This is a genomic window from Candidatus Nanopelagicales bacterium, from assembly GCA_041393815.1.
Taxonomy (GTDB): domain Bacteria; phylum Actinomycetota; class Actinomycetes; order S36-B12; family JAWKJK01; genus JAWKJK01.
Map to the genome: position 1 here is coordinate 736,551 of JAWKJK010000001.1, position 17,467 is coordinate 754,017.

The window sequence follows — 17,467 nt, forward strand, 5'->3', positions numbered from 1 at the left end:
CGGTCCCTACCCGGCCAGCCCGCGCGCCCGCTCCAGCACCGCGTCCAGCATCGGCTCGGTCAGCCGGCCGGTGAACGTGTTCTGCTGGCTGGGGTGGTAGCAGCCGAGCAGGAACACGGGCCGGCCGTCGGGACGGTCCAGCAGGGCCTCGGCGCCGTGGCCGAAGCGCGGGCGGGGTCGGGGCGCCCGCCAGCCGGACTCCGCGGCCAGCGCCAGCGCCGCGTCCCAGGCGAACCCGCCCAGCGCCACGACGACCGTCAGGTGCGGGCCGAGCAGGGCCACCTCCCGCAGCAGCCACGGCCGGCAGGCGTCCCTCTCCGCCGGGGTCGGCTTGTTGGCCGGCGGGGCGCAGCGCACGGCAGCGGCGACCCGGACTCCGTCGAGCCGCAGCCCGTCGTCCGCGGCGACGGAGTGGGGCTGCGACGCCAGCCCGGCCCGATGCAGCGCGGCGAACAGCCAGTCCCCCGACCGGTCCCCGGTGAACACCCGCCCGGTGCGGTTCGCGCCGTGCGCCGCCGGGGCCAGGCCGAGGACGAGGATGCGCGCGGCCGGGTCACCGAACCCCGGTGCGGGGCGCCCCCAGTACTCCTGGTCCGCGTAGGCCTTCCGCCGCTCGCGGGCCACGTCCTGGCGCCAGGCCACAAGCCGCGGGCAGGCCCGGCAGACCGAGACCCGGGCGTCGAGGGCCGCCAGCGTGCGCGCCGACGCCGCCAGCCGTACGACGTCCGCGGGCGTGCCCGCGACCGGGGTCCGGCGCGTGGCGCGGTCGCCGGGCCAGCCGGACCCGGGCGGTGCCGCAACCACCGGCGGATCCCCTGGGCGACTATGCGGCGCTGCCGCCGAGGCGGGCGCGGAACATGTCGAGGGTGCGCGTCCACGCCAGTTCGGACGCGGCCGCGTCGTAGACCTCGGGCCGGTGGTCGTTGAAGAAGGCGTGCTGCGTACCCGGGTAGGACTCGACGATGGCCTCGCCGCCGGCCCGGGTGATCTCCACGGCGTAGCGCTCGACGGCCGGTGCGGTGTCGGGCGAGTCGTGCTCGGCGAGGTGCACCATCGCGACCTTGCCGCGGTAGCGCGACCAGTCCGGGGAATAGTCCGGCCACGGCATGGCCGGGTAGAACGCGCTGGCGCAGTCGATGTGGCGGTAGGCGGTGGGGCCGAGCAGCGCCAAGCCGCCGCCCATGCAGAACCCGACGACGCCGACCCGGTCCCCGTCGACCTCGTCGCGGGTCAGCAGGTACTCCGCGGCGCCAGCGATGTCCTCGGCCGCCTGGCGGACCTTCAGTCCGAGCATCAGCTTGGCGGCCTCATCCGGCTCGGTGGTCGCCTCGCCGCGGTAGAAGTCCGGCGCGACGACGACGAACCCCGCGGCCGCGAGGCGGTCGGCCACCTCGTCGATGTGGGGCACCAGCCCCCACCACTCCTGGATCAGGACGACCCCCGGGCCGTGGCCGGCGGCGGGAACGGCGAGCAGCCCCTCGCAGCGGCCGCCGAAGCTGGCGAAAGAGACGGTGTCTGCCATGCCCGCGACCCTAGCCTGAGGTCACCGGGCCGAGGTGTCCGGCGCGGAACATCCCGCCGTGGAGAGGACCTCGTGATGACCGACTCCCGCGCCGCGGAGCTGCGGCTCCCGCCGGACCTGGAGATGGGGGTGGCCACGTCGTCCTGGCAGATCGAGGGCGCGGTGAACGAGCGCGGCCCGTCGATCTGGGAGGACTTCGCGGCGGTCCCCGGAGCGATCGTGGACGGCGCCACCGGCGAGCCCGCGTGCGACCACGTGCACCGGCTGGCCGGGGACCTGGACCTGCTGGGCTGGCTCGGCGTGGACGCGTACCGCTTCTCGATCTCCTGGCCGCGGGTCCAGCCGGGCGGGACAGGCGCGCTGTCCGCGGCGGGCCTGGACTTCTACGACCGGCTGGTCGACGGCCTGCTCGAGCGCGGGATCCGGCCGGTGGCGACGCTGTACCACTGGGACCTGCCCAGCCCGCTGCAGACGGCCGGTGGCTGGCCGGTGCGGGACACCGCCGAGCGGTTCGCCGACTATGCCGAGGCGATGGCGCAGCGGTACGGCGACCGGGTCGACCGCTGGGCGACGCACAACGAGCCGTGGTGCGCGGCGTTCCTGGGGTACGCCGCCGGGGCACACGCCCCGGGGGTGCGCGACGGGGGCGCCGCGCTCGCGGCGGCGTACCACCTGATCCTCGGGCACGGGCTGGCAGTGCCGCGGCTGCGCGCGGCGGGCGCCCGCAACGTCGGCATCGTGCTCAACCTGATCCCGGTCATCGCGGAGGACGAGTCGTCCGCCGCGGCCGCGAGGCACATCGACGGCCTGCAGAACCGGCTGTTCCTGGACCTGCTGGCCGGGCGCGGCGTCCCGGAGGACATCCGTACCGGGTGTGCCGCGTCCACCGACTGGTCGTTCGTCCGCGACGCGGACGCGGCGGTGATGGCGGCGCCGATGGACTGGCTGGGCGAGAACTACTACACGGTGATGCGGGTGGGGCCGCCGTCCGCGGCCGACCCGCACGCAGTGGGCCAGGACACCGGCGCGTTCCCCGACTCGCCGCCGCTGGGCTTCGCGCCGCGCCCCCCGGTGACCGCGATGGGGTGGGAGGTGGTCCCGCAGGGCCTGCCCATGGCGCTGCACCAGGCGGCCGAGGCGCTGCCCGGCGTGCCGCTGTGGATCTGCGAGAACGGCGCCGCGTACGACGACGTGCGCGAGGGCGACGCGGTGCACGACGCGGACCGGGTGGCCTACTACCGCGCGCATCTCGAGGCGCTGCTCGACGCCCGGGCGGCGGGGCTGGACGTGCGCGGCTACTACGCCTGGTCCCTGATGGACAACCTGGAGTGGGCCGAGGGCTGGACCAAGCGGTTCGGGCTGGTCCGGGTGGAACCGGGGACGCTGGAGCGGGTGCCGAAGGACAGCGCCCACTGGTACCGCGCCCTCCTCGCCGCCCGGGAGCGCTAGCCCCCTCGCCCCCTCGCCCCGAGTTGTGGTGCCGGTTGCGTGGCCTGTGGCTCACGCAACCGGCACCACAAGCAGGGTGGACCGGGGCGGGGTTGTCCACGGATCCGTCGGCACCCGGTGACGCGGGCACCGGCCGCGGGTCACGGTGCCACCCATGCCCACCTCGAGAAGGCTGCTGCGGCAGGCCCGCGCCACCCGTACCGACGACCGCACCGCACGGCCGGGGACCCACGCGGTGCTGGCCCGGTCCGACTGGACCGCACTGGGCTGGACCGACGCCGCGGTCCGGCACCGGGTCGGTCAGGGCCTGTGGCGCCGCCTGCACCGCGGCGTCGTGCACGCCTCGGCGACCGCGCCCGACTTCGCCGCCCGGGTCCGGGGTGCCTGGCTGGCCGGCGGCCGCGGAGCGGTGGTCGGCGGCCGGGCCGCCGCCCATGCGCTCGGGCTGGACGACCAGGAGCCGGTGACCGTGGAGGTCCAGGTGCCGCACGGCCGCACTCCGGCGCATCGGGCCGGGATCCGCTTCCGCCACGTCCGCCGCATCCGGGAGTCGATCCTCTGGGACAGCGTCCGCGTCACCACGGTCGAGGAGACCGTGCTCGACCTGGTCGGCGACGCCTCGTCGCCCGCGGTGGCCGCACGCTGGGTGGAGCAGGCCTGCTCCCGCCGGCTGACGTCACCGCAGCGGTTGCTGGAGGCCCTGGCGCACCGCCGACGCCTTCGCCACCGAGGCCTGGTCCTCGCGATGTGCGTACGGGTGGACTCCGGTGAGACGTCCTGGCTGGAGGGCTGGTACGCCCGGCGGGTGGCACGCGACCACGGCCTGCCGCCGGGGCGCCGACAGGTGCGCCACCGCGTCGCGGGCCGCATCACGTACGCCGACGTGGAGCTGGACGAGTACGGCGTCGTGATCGAGCTCGACGGCCGGCTCGGGCACGAGGACCCGGCCGGGCGGCACCGGGACATGGTCCGCGACAACGCCGGTGCCGTCGAGGGGCGCGTGACCCTGCGGTACGGATGGCGGGATGCGACCGGGTCCCCGTGCGCGGTGGCCGGGCAGATCGCCCGGGTGCTGCGCGACCGGGGCTGGACCGGCGAGCTGAGCCGGTGCGGGCCGGACTGCGGCCTCCCCGCCGCCCCCGACACGACTGTGGTGCCGGGTGCGTGTGCGACAGCTCCCGCAACCGGCACCACAACGTCGGAGAAGCGCCGAGGGACGCGGGGACCGCGGGGCTAGCCCTTGACGGAACCCGCCAGCAGGCCGCGGACGAAGAACCGCTGCAGCGAGAAGAACACGATCAGCGGCACGATGATCGCGATGAACGCGCCCGCCGTGATCAGGTGCAGCTGGGCGCCGTACGTGCCCTTGATGTTGGCCAGGTAGACCGTCAGCGGCGCCACGTCGGGTGTGCCGCCGGCGAAGGTCAGGGCGACCAGCAGGTCGTTCCACACCCAGAGGAACTGGAAGATCGCGAAGGACGCGATGGCCGGCACCGACAGCGGCAGCACGACCTTGCGGAAGGTGAGGAACGGGTTGGCCCCGTCGACCTTCGCGGCCTCCATCAGGTCACGCGGCAGCTGGGCGACGAAGTTGTGGATCAGGAAGATCGCCAGCGGCAGCGCGAACATGGTGTGCGCGATCCACAGCGGGATGTACGTACCGGCCCAGATCGACGCGGTCGAGTTGGGCGCGTTGATGTCCGGGAAGATGGGGATCGGGCCGAGGCTCCAGCCGAAGTTGAACATCTGCAGCAGCGGCAGCAGTGCCATCTGCAGCGGCACGACCTGCAGTGCGAAGATCGTGAAGAAGACGAACGTGGCGCCGCGGAACGGCACCCACGCGATGGCGTAGGCCGCCATGCAGGCGATGACCAGCGGGAAGATCGCCGCGGGGATCGCGATGGCGAAGGTGTTGAAGAAGTACGGCGTGATGCCGCTGGGGATGATGTCGCCGCCGGTGATGACCTCGGAGTAGTTGTTGAGCGTGAACTCCGGGTTGGTGAACGCGGTCCACCAGCCGGTCGACGTGGCCGGCCCGGCCGGACGAAGCGACGTGACCAGCAGGCCGAACGTCGGGATGGTCCACAGGACGGTGAGCAGGACCACCAGCCCCGTGGCCCAGGGGCTGGACAGCTTCCGCTTCGCCGCCTCCGGGATCGACTCCTCCTGAGCCGGCTGCGGGATCGGGACGATCTCGTGCGCCTCGACGCTCATCGGACCTGACGCTCCTTCTGCAACTGGATGACGTTGTAGACGACGAGCGGGATGACCCCGACGAACAGGATCACCGCCAGGGCGCTACCTCGGCCGTAGTCGAACTGGACGAACGATTGGGAGTACATCTCGTTCGCCACGATCTGGGTGCCGAAGTTTCCGTTGGTCATCACTCGGACGATGTCGAAGACCTTGAGTGTGGCGATCATGATCGTGGTCAGGACGACGATCAGCGTGCTGCGGATCATCGGGACCGTCACCTTGGTGAACAGCCGCCAGCCGGTGGCGCCGTCGAGCTCCGCGGCCTCGACCACGTCCATCGGGATCGCCTTGATCGCCGCGGACAGCACGACCATCGCGAAGCCGGTCTGGATCCAGATCATGATGACCATGAGCAGGAAGTTGTTCCACGGCTGCCACAGCAGCCAGTTCGGCGGATCGTCGATGCCCACCCAGATCGCGAGCTGACTGAGCAGTCCGACTTGGTCCTGCGACGGGTCGCGGTACTCGTACATCAGGCCCCAGATGATCGAGGCGCCGACGAACGAGATCGCCATGGGCATGAAGATCAGGGACTTGGGGATCGACTCCCGGCGCATCCGGTCGAGCAGGAGAGCCAGGGTGAGACCGAGCACCGTCGCGGCGATCGGGGCGATCAGCAGCCACAGCAGGGTGTTGATGAGGATCTGCCGGTTGTCCGGCGTGGTGAAGATCCACGAGTAGTTGTCGAAGCCCACCCACTCGGTGCTGTTGGAGTTCTTGAAGCTGTCGCCCGTGGTCCGGATCGCCGGGACGATCAGGCCCATCGTCACCAGGATCAGCGCCGGGAGCAGGAACACGACGAACGCGAGCGGGCGCGAGACCCGGCCCTTGGCCAGCCCCGCCAGCCAGAACACCAGGAACAGGACCGCGAAGAACACCAGCACGGTGAACAACGCGTCGATGATCTTGCCCCACTGGCCCAGGTTGTTCAGCCACTCGTCGAAGGTCGGAATGACTCGAAGCACGACAACTCCTCAGGGGACGAGCCTCGCGCGTCGCGTGCCCCCGCAGGGGTCCGGACGCGGCTGACGCCGGGTTCCGAGAGTGTTCCTACACCCCTCGGAACCCGGCGTCAGCGATTTAGCGGATCAGCGCGGGTCGTGCCGGACGATCAGGACGGCCAGGCCGCGTCGATCGCCTGCAGGACCTCCTGGGTCGGCTTGTCCTCGCCGAACCACGCGGTCATCTGCTTCCACTCAGCACCGGCGCCGACGGCGGCGGGCATCAGGTCGGAGGCGTCGAACCGCAGGGTCGCGTTCGGGTCGGTCAGGTACTGCGCCGACAGCTTCTGGATCGGGTCGCTGTAGGAGTCCAGCGGCACGCCGTTGTTCGCCGAGACCCAGCCGCCCTGCTCGACCTTGAGGGTCGCGAAGGTGTCGCTGGCCAGGTAGGTCTGGAAGGCCTGCACCTCGGGACGGTCGGAGAACGCGGCCACGTACTCGCCGCCGAACACGACCGGGGTCGGGACGTCGGCGCTGATCTGCGGCAGGTAGAACGCGAAGACGTCACCGTCCTCGGCCACCGTGACGTCCGGCTTGAACGACGGCCACTGCGCCGCGTAGAAGGACGCCTGCTGCAGCATGTAGCACTTGCCGTCGAGGATCGGCTTGCCGGCGTCCTGGAAGGCCGTCGTCGCGATCGTCTTGACGTCGCCGAAGCCGCCGTTGACGTAGTCGGGGTTCTTCATCCAGCCCGCGACCGTGTCCATGGCCTCGGTGATCTGCGGCGAGTCGAACAGCACGGTGTGCGCGACCCACTGGTCGTAGACGTCCCCGCCCTGCTGGCGCAGGACGACCTGCTCCAGCCAGTCGGTGGCCGGCCAACCGGTCGCCCCACCGGACTCGATACCGCCGCACCACGGCTTGTTGCCGTCGGCCACGATCTTGTCGCTCAGCGCGAACATCTCGTCCCAGGTCGTCGGCACGGTGTAGCCCGCATCCGCGAACGCGGTCGGGGAGTACCAGACCAGCGACTTCATGTTGGAGCTCAGCGGAGCGCCGTAGTAGACGTCGTTGACCTTGCCGTACTGGCTGATGCCCGGGTTCCAGAACTGCTCGATGTTGGCCTGGGTGGCCTCGGACACCTGGACCGGGGGCTGCTGGCCGTTGACCAGCTGCTGGAGCAGACCCGGCTGCGGGATGAACGCGATGTCGGGGGCGTTGCCACCCGCGATGCGGGTCGGCAGCTGCGCCTCGAACTGGTCGCTGCCCTCGTAGACCACGTCGATGCCGGTGCACTTCTCGAAGTCGGCCCAGGAGGCCTCGTACTTCTGCTGCTCCGGCGGGAGGATGGAGGTGAAGATCGTCACCTTGGCGCCCTCGAAGGTGCCGTACGAGGCGTAGTCCTCACAGCCGGGCTCGACGGAGGCGGCCGAGGACTCGCCCCCGCCCGAGGCGCTCGCCGAGGCGCTCGAGCCGCTGTCCGAGCTGCTCGAACAGGCGGCCAGCACCATCGTCGCGGCGATGCCGGTCGCCAGCAGAGCGGCGCCCTTGCGGCGCGCGCGTGCGGTCATGTCATCTCCTTGCATCGGATGTTCCGGGCGGGTTCCCCCCGGAGGTCTCTACCGCAGCCGATCGTTGTCGCAACGCGCGGCACGGGCAACAGCGGACACCGAAACGAGATCATGTAAACGGTTACGATTCGACAACAGTGTCCTTCGTCCGGGCCGAACGTCCCCGCAACGGCGAGCGGCCCGCGCCGGTCGGTCCCGCGCGGAAACCGCCCGCGGGGCGCGCTGCGGCGCTAGCCTCGGCGCTGCTGCACCCCCCACTCGGATCGTCCGGCACGTTCCTGCCGGTGAAGGGATGTACTCCATGTCCAGCGAAGTCCGCTTCGACGACGTCAGCCTGGTCTACCCCGGCACGACGCGTCCGGCCGTCAGCCACCTCAACCTCGACATCGCCCAGGGCGAGTTCCTGGTCCTGGTCGGGCCGTCCGGCTGCGGCAAGTCCACCTCCCTGCGGATGCTCGCGGGCCTGGAGCCGGTCAGCTCCGGCAACATCTACATCGGCGAGAAAGACGTCACGCGGATCGACCCCAAGGACCGCGACATCGCCATGGTGTTCCAGAACTACGCGCTCTACCCGCACATGAGCGTCGCGGACAACATGGCCTTCGCCCTGCACATCCAGAAGATGCCGAAGGACGAGATCGAGCGCCGGGTGAAGGAGGCCGCGGACCTGCTCGACCTGACCCAGTACCTCGACCGCAAGCCCAAGGCGCTGTCCGGCGGCCAGCGCCAGCGCGTGGCGATGGGCCGCGCCATCGTGCGCGAGCCCGAGGTCTTCCTGATGGACGAGCCGCTGTCCAACCTCGACGCGAAGCTGCGGGTGCAGACCCGCACCCAGATCGCGTCGCTGCAGCGCCGGCTCGGGACGACCACCCTGTACGTGACCCACGACCAGGTCGAGGCCATGACGATGGGCGACCGGATCGCGGTGCTCAAGGACGGCCTGCTGCAGCAGGTGGGCTCGCCCAGCGACCTCTACAACGACCCGGCGAACATCTTCGTGGCCGGCTTCATCGGCTCCCCGGCCATGAACATCATCGAGATGCCCCTGGTGGAGGGCGGTGTCGGCCTGGCCGGGCGCGTCGTCCCGGTCGCTACGGAGATCGTCTCGAAGGCCACGGCCGACGGGTCGAAGACCGTCATGGTCGGCTTCCGCCCGGAGGACGTGCGGATGAGCGGGGACGCGACCGGCTGGCCGGTGGAGGTGGACGTGGTCGAGTCCCTCGGGGCTGACGCGTACGTCTACGGCGGCATGACCCTGCCCGGCGGTGAGCGCCGCGAGGTGGTCGTCCGCACCGACGGCCGCGACGCCCCGCGCAAGGGCCAGATGATCAACATCGAGGTGGTCCGCGACCACGCCTACTACTTCGCGACCAACTCGGGGGAGCGGCTGCGCGTCTCCTGACCCAGCAACACCCTCCAGCACTGTGGTGGCGGGTGGGGGGGGGGGAGCGCGACCCCACCCGCCCCCCCTGGTGTCAGGGATGGGGTGGCGGGGCGGTCGAGGACCGCACCACCAGCCGGGTGGGCAGCACCCGCGGCCGGGCCGGTACCGACAGCGCCACCGGCCCCGCCAGGTCCACCGGGCGGCGGTCCATCTGCATCAGCAGCGTCTCCGCGGCGATCCGGCCGAGGTCGGGCACGGGCTGGGCGACGGTGGTCAGGCCCACGACGTCCCCGAGGTCGTGACCGTCCACGCCCACGACCGAGACGTCCGCCCCGGGGCGCAGCCCGCGGGCGGTGAGCGCGCGGATCGCGCCGAAGGCCATCTCGTCGCTCATGGCGAACACGGCGGTGGGCGGGTCGGGGTTCGACAGCAGGGCCTGCATCGCGGCCTCCCCGCCGGCGACGGTGAAGTAGCCGAAGGCCTCCAGCATCGGGTCCGGCTCGCGGCCCACGGCGGCCAGCGCCCGCCGGTAGCCCTCGTAGCGGTCGTGCTCGGGCGCGAAGGCGCTCGGCATCGGCCGGCCACCGATGACGCCGATCCGGCGGTGCCCCAGCTCGACCAGGTGCGTGACCGCACGCTCGCCCGCGGCCACGTCGTCGATGAGCACGCTGGGGGTGCGCGGGGCCTGCACGCCGATCAGGCTCGTGGGCAGCCCGGTGGTGAGCAGGGCGGCCGCCTCGTCCTCCTCGATCGGCAGGGAGATCACGATGATGCCGTCGACGCGGCTGCGCAGCCGACGCTCGGGCGGGATGCGGTGCTCCTCGGTCGGGTCCCCGACCGCGAAGAGCAGCAGGTCGAGGTCGCGGCCGCGCAGGACCTGCTCCACCCCGGACAAGACGGTGGCGAAGAACCACCGGGACAGGAACGGCGTCACCACGGCGACGCTGCCGGTGCGCCCGCTAGCCAGCCGCGAGGCGCTCGGCGTCACCACGTAGTCGAGCTCCTGGGCCACCCGGCGCACCCGGTCACGGGTCTCGTCGTCGACGTGCGGCAGCCCGCGCAGGGCGCGGGAGACGGTGGCCGTGGAGACCCCGGCCGCCGCGGCGACGTCGCGGATGGTGATGCCCATGGGCGCACCGCCTCGCGCTCGACCGACCCGTCGGCGTCACCGACTCTTCGGCGGCACCGATCTTCGGCCTCACTGTAGGCGGGACCAGCCCGCCGATCCGCGCCGGACCAGCCGGTGCGTACTGCTGGGGTCCCCTCAGCCGGGCTGGGCCCCCTCGTGCAGCACGACAGCGTCGGGCCCGGGGAAGAACAGGCCCTCGTGGCCGTCGTCCTCCCAGCGCACGACGTACGGCGGCCCGCCGTCCTCGCCGCGGACCTCGAGGACCTCCCCCGACCGGCCGTGGTCACCGACGTGCAGACCCTTGACGCTGATGTGGTCGCCCACCGCAGCCTTCACCGGGACACCTCCGTTGCGGTCGCCGGAACCGTCGTCTCCCTAGCCTCGGGCGGACGGCGACGACGGGTCAAGGACCAACGGCCCGAGCGGCCACCGACCAGGCGATCCCGTCGAGGATGTCGTGCTCGCTGACCAGCACCTCCGGCAGCCCGACCCGCTCGACGATGCAGCGCAGCACGAGGGCGCCGGCGGCGATGACGTCGACGCGGCCGGGGTGCATGACCGGGACGGCGGCGCGCTCGGCCCGGGTCATCAGCAGCAGCTCGTCGGAGATGCGTGCGACGTCCCGCGCGGCGATCCGGCTGCCGTGGATGGCGTCGGCGTCGTAGGCCGGCAGCCCGAGGGCCATCGCGGCCACGGTCGTGACGGTGCCGGACAGCCCGACCAGCGTCTCCGCCGCGTCGAGCGGGACCACCTGCGCCGCACGGTCGATCGCCGCCTCGACGTCCGCGCGGACAGCCGCCACCTCCGCGGCCGTCGGCGGATCGGAGCGCAGATGCCGCTCGGTCATCCGGACGCAGCCGACGTCGACGCTGCGCGCCGACCACGGCCGGGTGTCGCCGAGGACGAACTCGGTGGAGCCCCCGCCGATGTCGACGACCAGTGCCGGCAGCGCCGCTGCGGCCAGCCCGGGCAGGCCGCGGGTCGCGCCGAGGAAGGACAGGTCGGCCTCCTCGTCCCCGCTGATCACCTCCGGCTCCACCCCCAGCCGCACCCGCACCCCCCGGACGAAGGCGGCCCGGTTGGTGACGTCGCGGGACGCGCTGGTGGCGACGAACCGCAGCGCCTCCGCCCCCAGCGCGTCCACGACCGCGGCGTAGCGCTCGCAGGCGGCGAAGGTGCGCTCCAGTGCGGCCGCGGCGAACTCGCCGGTGCGGTCCACGCCCTCGCCGAGGCCGACCACCTCCATCCGCCGGTCGAGGTCGACCAGCGTGCCCGCCACCGGGTCGACATCGGCCACCAGCAGGCGGATCGAGTTGGTGCCGCAGTCGACCGCGGCGACCCGGACCGGGGGCGAGGCCTGCCCGGTCACGGCGCGCCGCCCGGGTCCGGCCGCCCCGTGGTGGACGCCTCGGCCAGGTCCAGGCCCACGTCCACGCACGGTCCGGCCGCCCCCCAGTCGGGCAACTCGGCCAGCGCCTCGTCGCCCAGCGGGTTGACCCCGGGGCCGGCGGCGAGGGCGTGGGCGACGAGCACGTGCAGGCACTTCACCCGGTCCGGCATGCCGCCGGCCGAGACCCCCGCGATCTCGGGCACCTCCGCGACGGCGGTCCGCGCGGCCAGGTAGGACCGGTGCGCGTCCGCGTAGGCGGAGGCCAGCCCGGGATCCGTGGCCAGCCGGTCCTGCATCCGCCGCATCAGCCCGGTCCCCTCCAGGCCCCCGATCGCGCCGGCCGCCCGGGGGCAGGTCAGGTAGTACAGCGTGGGGAACGGGGTGCCGTCGGGCAGCCGCGGCTCGGTCTCGACCACGTCGGGCAGGCCGCAGCCGCAGCGGTGGGCCACTCGCCGCACCCCGCGGGGGGGTCGGCCGAGCTGGGCGGCGACCGCGGCGAGGTCGTCCGAGGAGGGCGGCTGCGGCGGAACCGGCCCGCTCACGTCACTGCGCCGGGTCGGACCGGTCGACCGACCCCGCCGGGCGCGGATCGGACGGCCGCGCGCCGCCGGCACCCGGGGCCGGCTCCTGGTCGGCGGCCCGCACCGACGACCACAGCCGCGCGTACCAGGTCGACCCGTCCTCCCCTGCGACGGCCGCGGCGCCGGACTCCGGGACCGCCTGGTCCGCCCCGATGACCACATAGCCGACCTCGCCCGGCATGACGAAGTGCAGCCGGCGCCGCGCCTCGGCGGCGATGAAGGCCGGGTCCTGCCAGCGCTCGTGCCGGACCTGCAGGTCGGCGACCCGTTGCTCCGCCGCGGACACGTCGTCGCGCAGGGCGGCGATCTCGGCCCGCTGCGCGAACCAGGCCCGCACCGGCAGCGCCAGGGTCAGCGCGAGGGCGGCGACGACGAGCACGAGGACGGCGGCCCGGCCGGTGAAGGACGCGGACCGCCGCTCGCGATCGCTGTGGTGCGCCGTACGGGTGGTCACGGCGGCGGGGCGCGCCTCAGCCGCGGCCGACGTACGGGTCACGGAAGGGATCGTCGCACGATCAGGCGGTGAACCGTGGGAACGCCGACGCCCCGGCGTAGCGCGCGGCGTCGTCGAGCTCCTCCTCGATCCGCATCAGCTGGTTGTACTTGGCGACGCGCTCGGACCGGGCCGGCGCACCGGTCTTGATCTGGCCGCAGTCGGTGGCCACCGCGAGGTCGGCGATGGTCGTGTCCTCGGTCTCGCCGGAACGGTGGCTCATCATGCAGCGGAAGCCGTTGCGCTGCGCCAGTGACACCGCGTCGAGGGTCTCGGTCAGCGAGCCGATCTGGTTGACCTTGACCAGCAGCGCGTTGGCGGCGCCCTCGTCGATGCCGCGGGCGAGCCGCTCGGGGTTGGTGACGAACAGGTCGTCGCCGACGATCTGCACCTTGTCGCCCACGGCGTCCGTGACGTGCACCCAGCCGGCCCAGTCGTCCTCGGACAGCGGGTCCTCGATGGAGACCAGCGGGTAGTCGGCGAGCAGGCTCTCGTAGTAGCCGGCCATCCACTCCATCGACCGGGGCGCTCCCTCGAACTGGTACGCGCCGTCGGAGAAGAACTCCGTTGCCGCCACGTCGAGGGCGAGCGCCACGTCGGCACCCGGGCGCAGCCCGACCTGCTGGATCGCGGTGAGGATGAGGTCCAGCGCGGCCCGGTTGTTGGGCAGGTTCGGCGCGAAGCCGCCCTCGTCGCCGAGGCCGGTGGCGTAGCCCTCCTTCTTCAGCACCGACTTCAGCGCGTGGTAGACCTCCGCGCCCTGGCGCACGGAGTCGGAGAAGGTCGCCGCGCCGATGGGGGCGATCATGAACTCCTGGATGTCGACGTTGCTGTCCGCGTGGGCGCCGCCGTTGAGGATGTTCATCATCGGGACGGGGAGCACGTGCGCGTTGGGCCCGCCGACGTAGCGGAACAGGGGCAGGTCGGCGGACTCCGCGGCGGCCTTCGCCACCGCGAGGGAGACGCCGAGGATCGCGTTGGCGCCGAGCCGGCCCTTGTTGGGCGTGCCGTCGAGGTCGAGCATCGCCTGGTCGACCAGTCGCTGCTCCGCGGCGTCGAACCCGAGCACCTCCGGCGCGATCTCGTCCTCGACCGCGGCGACGGCCTCGAGGACGCCCTTGCCGCCGTAGCGGTCGGCGTCGCCGTCGCGCCGCTCGACCGCCTCGAAGGCGCCGGTGGAGGCGCCGGACGGGACGGCGGCGCGGCCGACCGTGCCGTCGTCGAGGGCGACCTCGACCTCCACGGTCGGGTTGCCGCGGGAGTCGAGGATCTCGCGGGCGATGACGGCGTCGATGCTGGCCACGGGACACACCTTCCGAACCGGGAAGCCGGCGCGCGGGTCGCGCACCGGCACGACCCTACCGACCGGCCACCCGGGCCGCCCGCGGGTGCCGGAGCAGCCGCGGGTGCCGACGGACCTCCTGGCGCCGGCGGCCCAGCTGCCAGGCCAGCCAGGTGGCGGCGACGCCCAGGACCACCAGGCCCCACCCCAGCCACACCGGCAGGTCGTGCAGGGCGAGCGCGAGCACCGCGACGGGAGCCACCCAGATCGCCACGTTGCGCACGAGCCCCCACGCCGACGGCTCCTCGTCGGCATGCCCCTGGGCGAGCGCGATCGCCCGTCGGTCGAACCACAGCGTCGCGTTGTAGGCCAGCACCAGCGGCGCCGCCTGGAACACCCAGCCGGTCCACAGGTTGTCCGGGTCGTACAGCACGTACTCGCCGTAGACCGTGACGACCGTCGCCACACCCAGACCGAGGCCCCAGGCACTGGTCGCCACCACGTCCAGCCGGCGCTGCAGCGGTCGGTCCAGCCCCGGGAAGCGCGCCCGGGTGTACGGGGTGGTGAAGGGCCGGCTGACCAGCAGCGACACCAGCGCCAGCAACGTCAGCCCGGCGTTGGACACCAGGTCGGCGTGGTCCTCGAACCAGCCGTCCACCCCGTCGGTGCCGACCAGGCCCACCACGATGAGGGCGGCGAACAGGGCCACGTCGGACAGCTCCAGCGCCCGCGGCCGCTCCCCGCGCAGGAACGCGATCCCCACGATCGCCCCGGCCAGTGCGGTCGCGATCAGTGTCGAGGTCATGAACGTGGTGACGTACGGCAGCAGGCCGAACGCGATCCACGGCGCCAGACCCATGACCGGGTCGTCGAGGACGAGCAGCCAGCGGTCCTCGCCGCGCTCCATGCGCGCAGTGTGCCGCGTGCGGCCCGCGGACAGGCGGATTCAGCCGACCGGTCAGATGCCCAGCAGGGCGCGCAGGTGCCGGGGGGCCGGGGAGCCGTGCGCGAGCACGGTGTCGTGCACGCGCCGGTCGGTCCAGTCCGGGTGCAGCACGCGCAGGTCGTCGACGATCTCGCGCACGCCCCGGTAGCCGACGTAGTAGGTCGGGAGCTGTCCCGCGGTGAGCAGCGCCCGCCGCCACTTGCCGACCGCCTCGCCCTCCTCCTGGTGACCACTGGCGGTCATCAGGTCCAGCGCCTCGTCCTCGGTCATCCCGTCGGCGTGCACGCCCACGTCCAGGATCGCGTTGATGGTGGTGCGCAGCCGCATCTTCAGTTGCTGCAGGCGCAGCGCCAGCGCGCCGTCCGGACCGCCGCGCCCGGGGTAGCCGCGCTCGACCATGAGCTCCTCGGCGTAGACGGCCCAGCCCTCGACGAACGGGCCGCTCCGGCCGAAGGCACGGACCCGCGAGCGGCGCGCAGCGTTGGCGTGGGCCAGCTGCAGCACGTGGCCGGGCATCGCCTCGTGCGCCGTGAGGTTCTCCAGCAGGTGTCCGTTGTACTCGCGGTAGAACGAGCGGACCCGTTCCTCGTCCCACCCGGCCGGGGTGGGCGACACCGCGACGTACGTCGGCACCGCCGCGGTCTCCAGGGGGCCCGGGGCGTCGCAGTACGCCACCGCGACGCCGCGGTGGATCTCCGGCATGACGATGACCCGGACGTCGAGGTCGGGTACGGAGACCAGGTCGCGGTCGCGCACGAACGCCGTCTGGCGCTCCAGCGCCGCCGCGACGTCGCCCAGGACGCTCCCGTCGTCGACGGGTGCGGCGTCCGCGACCTGCCGCAGCACCCGCGCGACCAGCCCGGGCGCGTCCGCGGGCTCCCCGGACAGCCGGGACGCGACCTCGCGGATCTCGGCGTCCAGCTCCGCCAGGTCGGCCTCCGCCTGCGCGCGCACCTCCGCCGGCGTGGTCTCCGCGTCCAGCGCGTGCCAGAGCGCGCCCGCATAGAGGTTGGCCCCGAGCCGCGGGTCACGGTCGGCGTCCTCGAGCCGGTCGGAGAGCCAGCCGACGTGCTCCTCGATCGCGGCCACTGCGCTGGCCCGGGCGGGATCCACCCGGCCCCTCAGCGCCGGCTGCGCCACGAGGGACTCCTCGAGCACCGTACGCAGCAGCGCGGCGGTCCCGCCGAACTGCTGGACCGCGGTCTCGACGTGCACGCGCGGCATCGCGCCCAGCGTGGCGCGGGCCGTCGCCAGGTGGTCCGGCACCGCCGCGAGCCGGGCCGCGACCGACTCCAGCCGGTCGGCCAGGGGCGCGAAGTCCCGGGCCAGCAGCAGGTGGACGGCGGTGCCGGGGTTGGCCACCAGCGGGTTCCAGGTGTGCGGACGCAGGTCGCCCGCGGTGAAGGCCGCCGCCGAGAGCCGGGACCGCAGGATCTCCAGGTCGACCGCGTCGTCGGTCCCCAGGGCGAGGTCGTCAAGGGCGTCGAGCTCGGCGAGGAGGTCCTCCATGGCGAGCACCGTCGCGGCGGCGGCGTCGGCGGACAGGTCGGGCAGCACGCCGTCGTGCCGGTGCTCCCCGAGGTCGGTGGCCAGCACCGGGTTCCGGGCCAGCAGGTCGTCGACGGCGCGGCCCGCGAGCCGCCGGAACCGGGCGGTAGCCTCGGCCGATCCGGCCGGGTCGTAGATCCCGTCCCCGGCCTCGGGCGCGTGGTCGTGGTCGTGGGACACCGGTCAGCGCCCCGTCCCGTGCGCCGGCGGCCTCGGCGCGCTCGGCATCGGATCGTCGGGACCCAGTCCCTCGGCGGCGCGCACCTGCGCGCGACGACGGCGGACGGCGCCACGCAGGGCCTGCTCGGCGTCCCAGTCCCGCTCCCGCGCGGCCGAGACCAGGGCCAGCAGCGCGTCGCCCAGGTCGTCCGACGAGGCCAGCCCGCCCACCAGCGAGCGGGCAGCGGTTGCAGCGGGGCCGTCCTCGTGCGGCACGTCGATGCCGGCCTTCTCGGTGCGGGACAGCAACTTCGCCGCCAGGACCAGGGCGGGGAGGGCCAGCGGGATCCCGTCGGTGGCAGACTCCCGCCCCTTCTCCGCCGCCTTCAGCGCGTGCCAGTTGGCCTCGACCTGCTCGGCGGTGTGCGCCTGCGCGTCGCCGAACACGTGCGGGTGGCGGGCGACCAGCTTCGTCACGATCCCGGCCGCGACGTCGTCCACGGACCACGGGTCGTCCGGGTCCTCCTCCGCGATCCGCGCGTGGAACGCCACCTGCAGCAGCAGGTCCCCGAGCTCCTCGCGCAAGCCGTCGCGGTCCTGCGTCTCGATCGCCTCGACGGTCTCGTACGACTCCTCGACGAGGTACTCGACCAGTGACTCGTGGGTCTGCCGCGCGTCCCACGGGCACCCGCCCGGGGAGCGCAGCCGGTCCATCACGGCGACCAGGTCCAGCAGTCGCGCACCCGGGACGTCCACGCCCGCCGACGCGGCGGTCCGGACGTCGCTCTCGGGCTCGGACGCGGGGACCGGGCCCCC

Annotated in this window: 17 protein-coding genes; 3 read left to right on the plus strand and 14 right to left on the minus strand. The window is 73.3% G+C overall.

Annotated features, from left to right (window positions below; genetic code table 11):
- Positions 1–6 precede the first annotated feature (6 nt).
- Both R2737_03340 and R2737_03345 read right to left on the minus strand, forming a co-directional pair.
- Complete coding sequence (locus R2737_03340; GenBank protein ID MEZ5115282.1) at positions 7–804, minus strand: uracil-DNA glycosylase; 798 nt, start codon at positions 802–804, stop codon at positions 7–9.
- Positions 805–823: 19 nt separating this feature from the next.
- Positions 824–1,522, minus strand: coding sequence for a dienelactone hydrolase family protein (locus R2737_03345; GenBank protein ID MEZ5115283.1), 699 nt, complete (start codon positions 1,520–1,522; stop codon positions 824–826).
- A 75-nt stretch (positions 1,523–1,597) separates the two neighbouring features.
- On the opposite strand from R2737_03345, the gene R2737_03350 reads away from it, so the two are divergent.
- Together R2737_03350 and R2737_03355 are read left to right on the plus strand one after the other, a co-directional pair.
- Entirely contained in the window at positions 1,598–2,971 is a 1,374-nt protein-coding gene (locus R2737_03350; GenBank protein ID MEZ5115284.1) for a GH1 family beta-glucosidase, read from the plus strand.
- A 154-nt stretch (positions 2,972–3,125) separates the two neighbouring features.
- Positions 3,126–4,208, plus strand: a complete 1,083-nt coding sequence (locus tag R2737_03355) for a hypothetical protein (GenBank protein ID MEZ5115285.1) — start codon at positions 3,126–3,128, stop codon at positions 4,206–4,208.
- Here the strand turns inward: R2737_03355 and R2737_03360 are convergent.
- From R2737_03360 to R2737_03370, 3 genes are all read right to left on the minus strand, one after another.
- Positions 4,205–5,185 carry a carbohydrate ABC transporter permease gene (locus R2737_03360; GenBank protein ID MEZ5115286.1) on the minus strand — a complete coding sequence of 327 codons (981 nt, stop codon included), beginning with the start codon at positions 5,183–5,185 and terminating at the stop codon, positions 4,205–4,207. The genes R2737_03355 and R2737_03360 overlap by 4 nt on opposite strands.
- Positions 5,182–6,192, minus strand: coding sequence for a sugar ABC transporter permease (locus R2737_03365; GenBank protein ID MEZ5115287.1), 1,011 nt, complete (start codon positions 6,190–6,192; stop codon positions 5,182–5,184). Before R2737_03365 ends, R2737_03360 begins: the two co-directional genes overlap by 4 nt.
- Positions 6,193–6,338: 146 nt before the next feature.
- The gene (locus tag R2737_03370) at positions 6,339–7,739 is read right to left on the minus strand and encodes an ABC transporter substrate-binding protein (protein MEZ5115288.1); all 1,401 of its coding nucleotides are present in this window, start codon (positions 7,737–7,739) and stop codon (positions 6,339–6,341) included.
- A 301-nt stretch (positions 7,740–8,040) separates the two neighbouring features.
- Between R2737_03370 and ugpC the strand changes: the two genes are divergently transcribed.
- Positions 8,041–9,141 carry a sn-glycerol-3-phosphate ABC transporter ATP-binding protein UgpC gene (gene ugpC / locus R2737_03375; GenBank protein ID MEZ5115289.1) on the plus strand — a complete coding sequence of 367 codons (1,101 nt, stop codon included), beginning with the start codon at positions 8,041–8,043 and terminating at the stop codon, positions 9,139–9,141.
- A gap of 73 nt (positions 9,142–9,214) precedes the next feature.
- On the opposite strand, the gene R2737_03380 is transcribed toward ugpC, so the two are convergent.
- The 9 genes from R2737_03380 to R2737_03420 form a co-directional block, all read right to left on the minus strand.
- Entirely contained in the window at positions 9,215–10,252 is a 1,038-nt protein-coding gene (locus R2737_03380) for a LacI family DNA-binding transcriptional regulator (protein MEZ5115290.1), read from the minus strand.
- 135 nt (positions 10,253–10,387) lie between these two features.
- Positions 10,388–10,588, minus strand: a complete 201-nt coding sequence (locus R2737_03385) for a DUF1918 domain-containing protein (protein ID MEZ5115291.1) — start codon at positions 10,586–10,588, stop codon at positions 10,388–10,390.
- A gap of 67 nt (positions 10,589–10,655) precedes the next feature.
- Positions 10,656–11,621 (minus strand): Ppx/GppA phosphatase family protein, encoded by a 966-nt coding sequence (locus tag R2737_03390; protein ID MEZ5115292.1) that lies wholly within the window; start codon positions 11,619–11,621, stop codon positions 10,656–10,658.
- The gene (locus R2737_03395; protein MEZ5115293.1) at positions 11,618–12,184 is read right to left on the minus strand and encodes a DUF501 domain-containing protein; all 567 of its coding nucleotides are present in this window, start codon (positions 12,182–12,184) and stop codon (positions 11,618–11,620) included. Before R2737_03395 ends, R2737_03390 begins: the two co-directional genes overlap by 4 nt.
- Position 12,185: 1 nt before the next feature.
- A complete protein-coding gene (locus tag R2737_03400) occupies positions 12,186–12,719 on the minus strand; it encodes a septum formation initiator family protein (GenBank protein MEZ5115294.1) in 534 nt (177 codons plus the stop codon).
- A 19-nt stretch (positions 12,720–12,738) separates the two neighbouring features.
- Positions 12,739–14,019 carry a phosphopyruvate hydratase gene (eno, locus tag R2737_03405; protein MEZ5115295.1) on the minus strand — a complete coding sequence of 427 codons (1,281 nt, stop codon included), beginning with the start codon at positions 14,017–14,019 and terminating at the stop codon, positions 12,739–12,741.
- Positions 14,020–14,074: 55 nt separating this feature from the next.
- A complete protein-coding gene (locus R2737_03410; GenBank protein ID MEZ5115296.1) occupies positions 14,075–14,905 on the minus strand; it encodes a hypothetical protein in 831 nt (276 codons plus the stop codon).
- Between the two features lie 51 nt (positions 14,906–14,956).
- Positions 14,957–16,672: a DUF885 domain-containing protein gene (locus R2737_03415; GenBank protein MEZ5115297.1), complete on the minus strand. Its 1,716-nt coding sequence runs from the start codon at positions 16,670–16,672 to the stop codon at positions 14,957–14,959.
- A gap of 3 nt (positions 16,673–16,675) precedes the next feature.
- The gene (locus R2737_03420) at positions 16,676–17,407 is read right to left on the minus strand and encodes a MazG family protein (protein MEZ5115298.1); all 732 of its coding nucleotides are present in this window, start codon (positions 17,405–17,407) and stop codon (positions 16,676–16,678) included.
- Between the last annotated feature and the right edge of the window lie 60 nt (positions 17,408–17,467).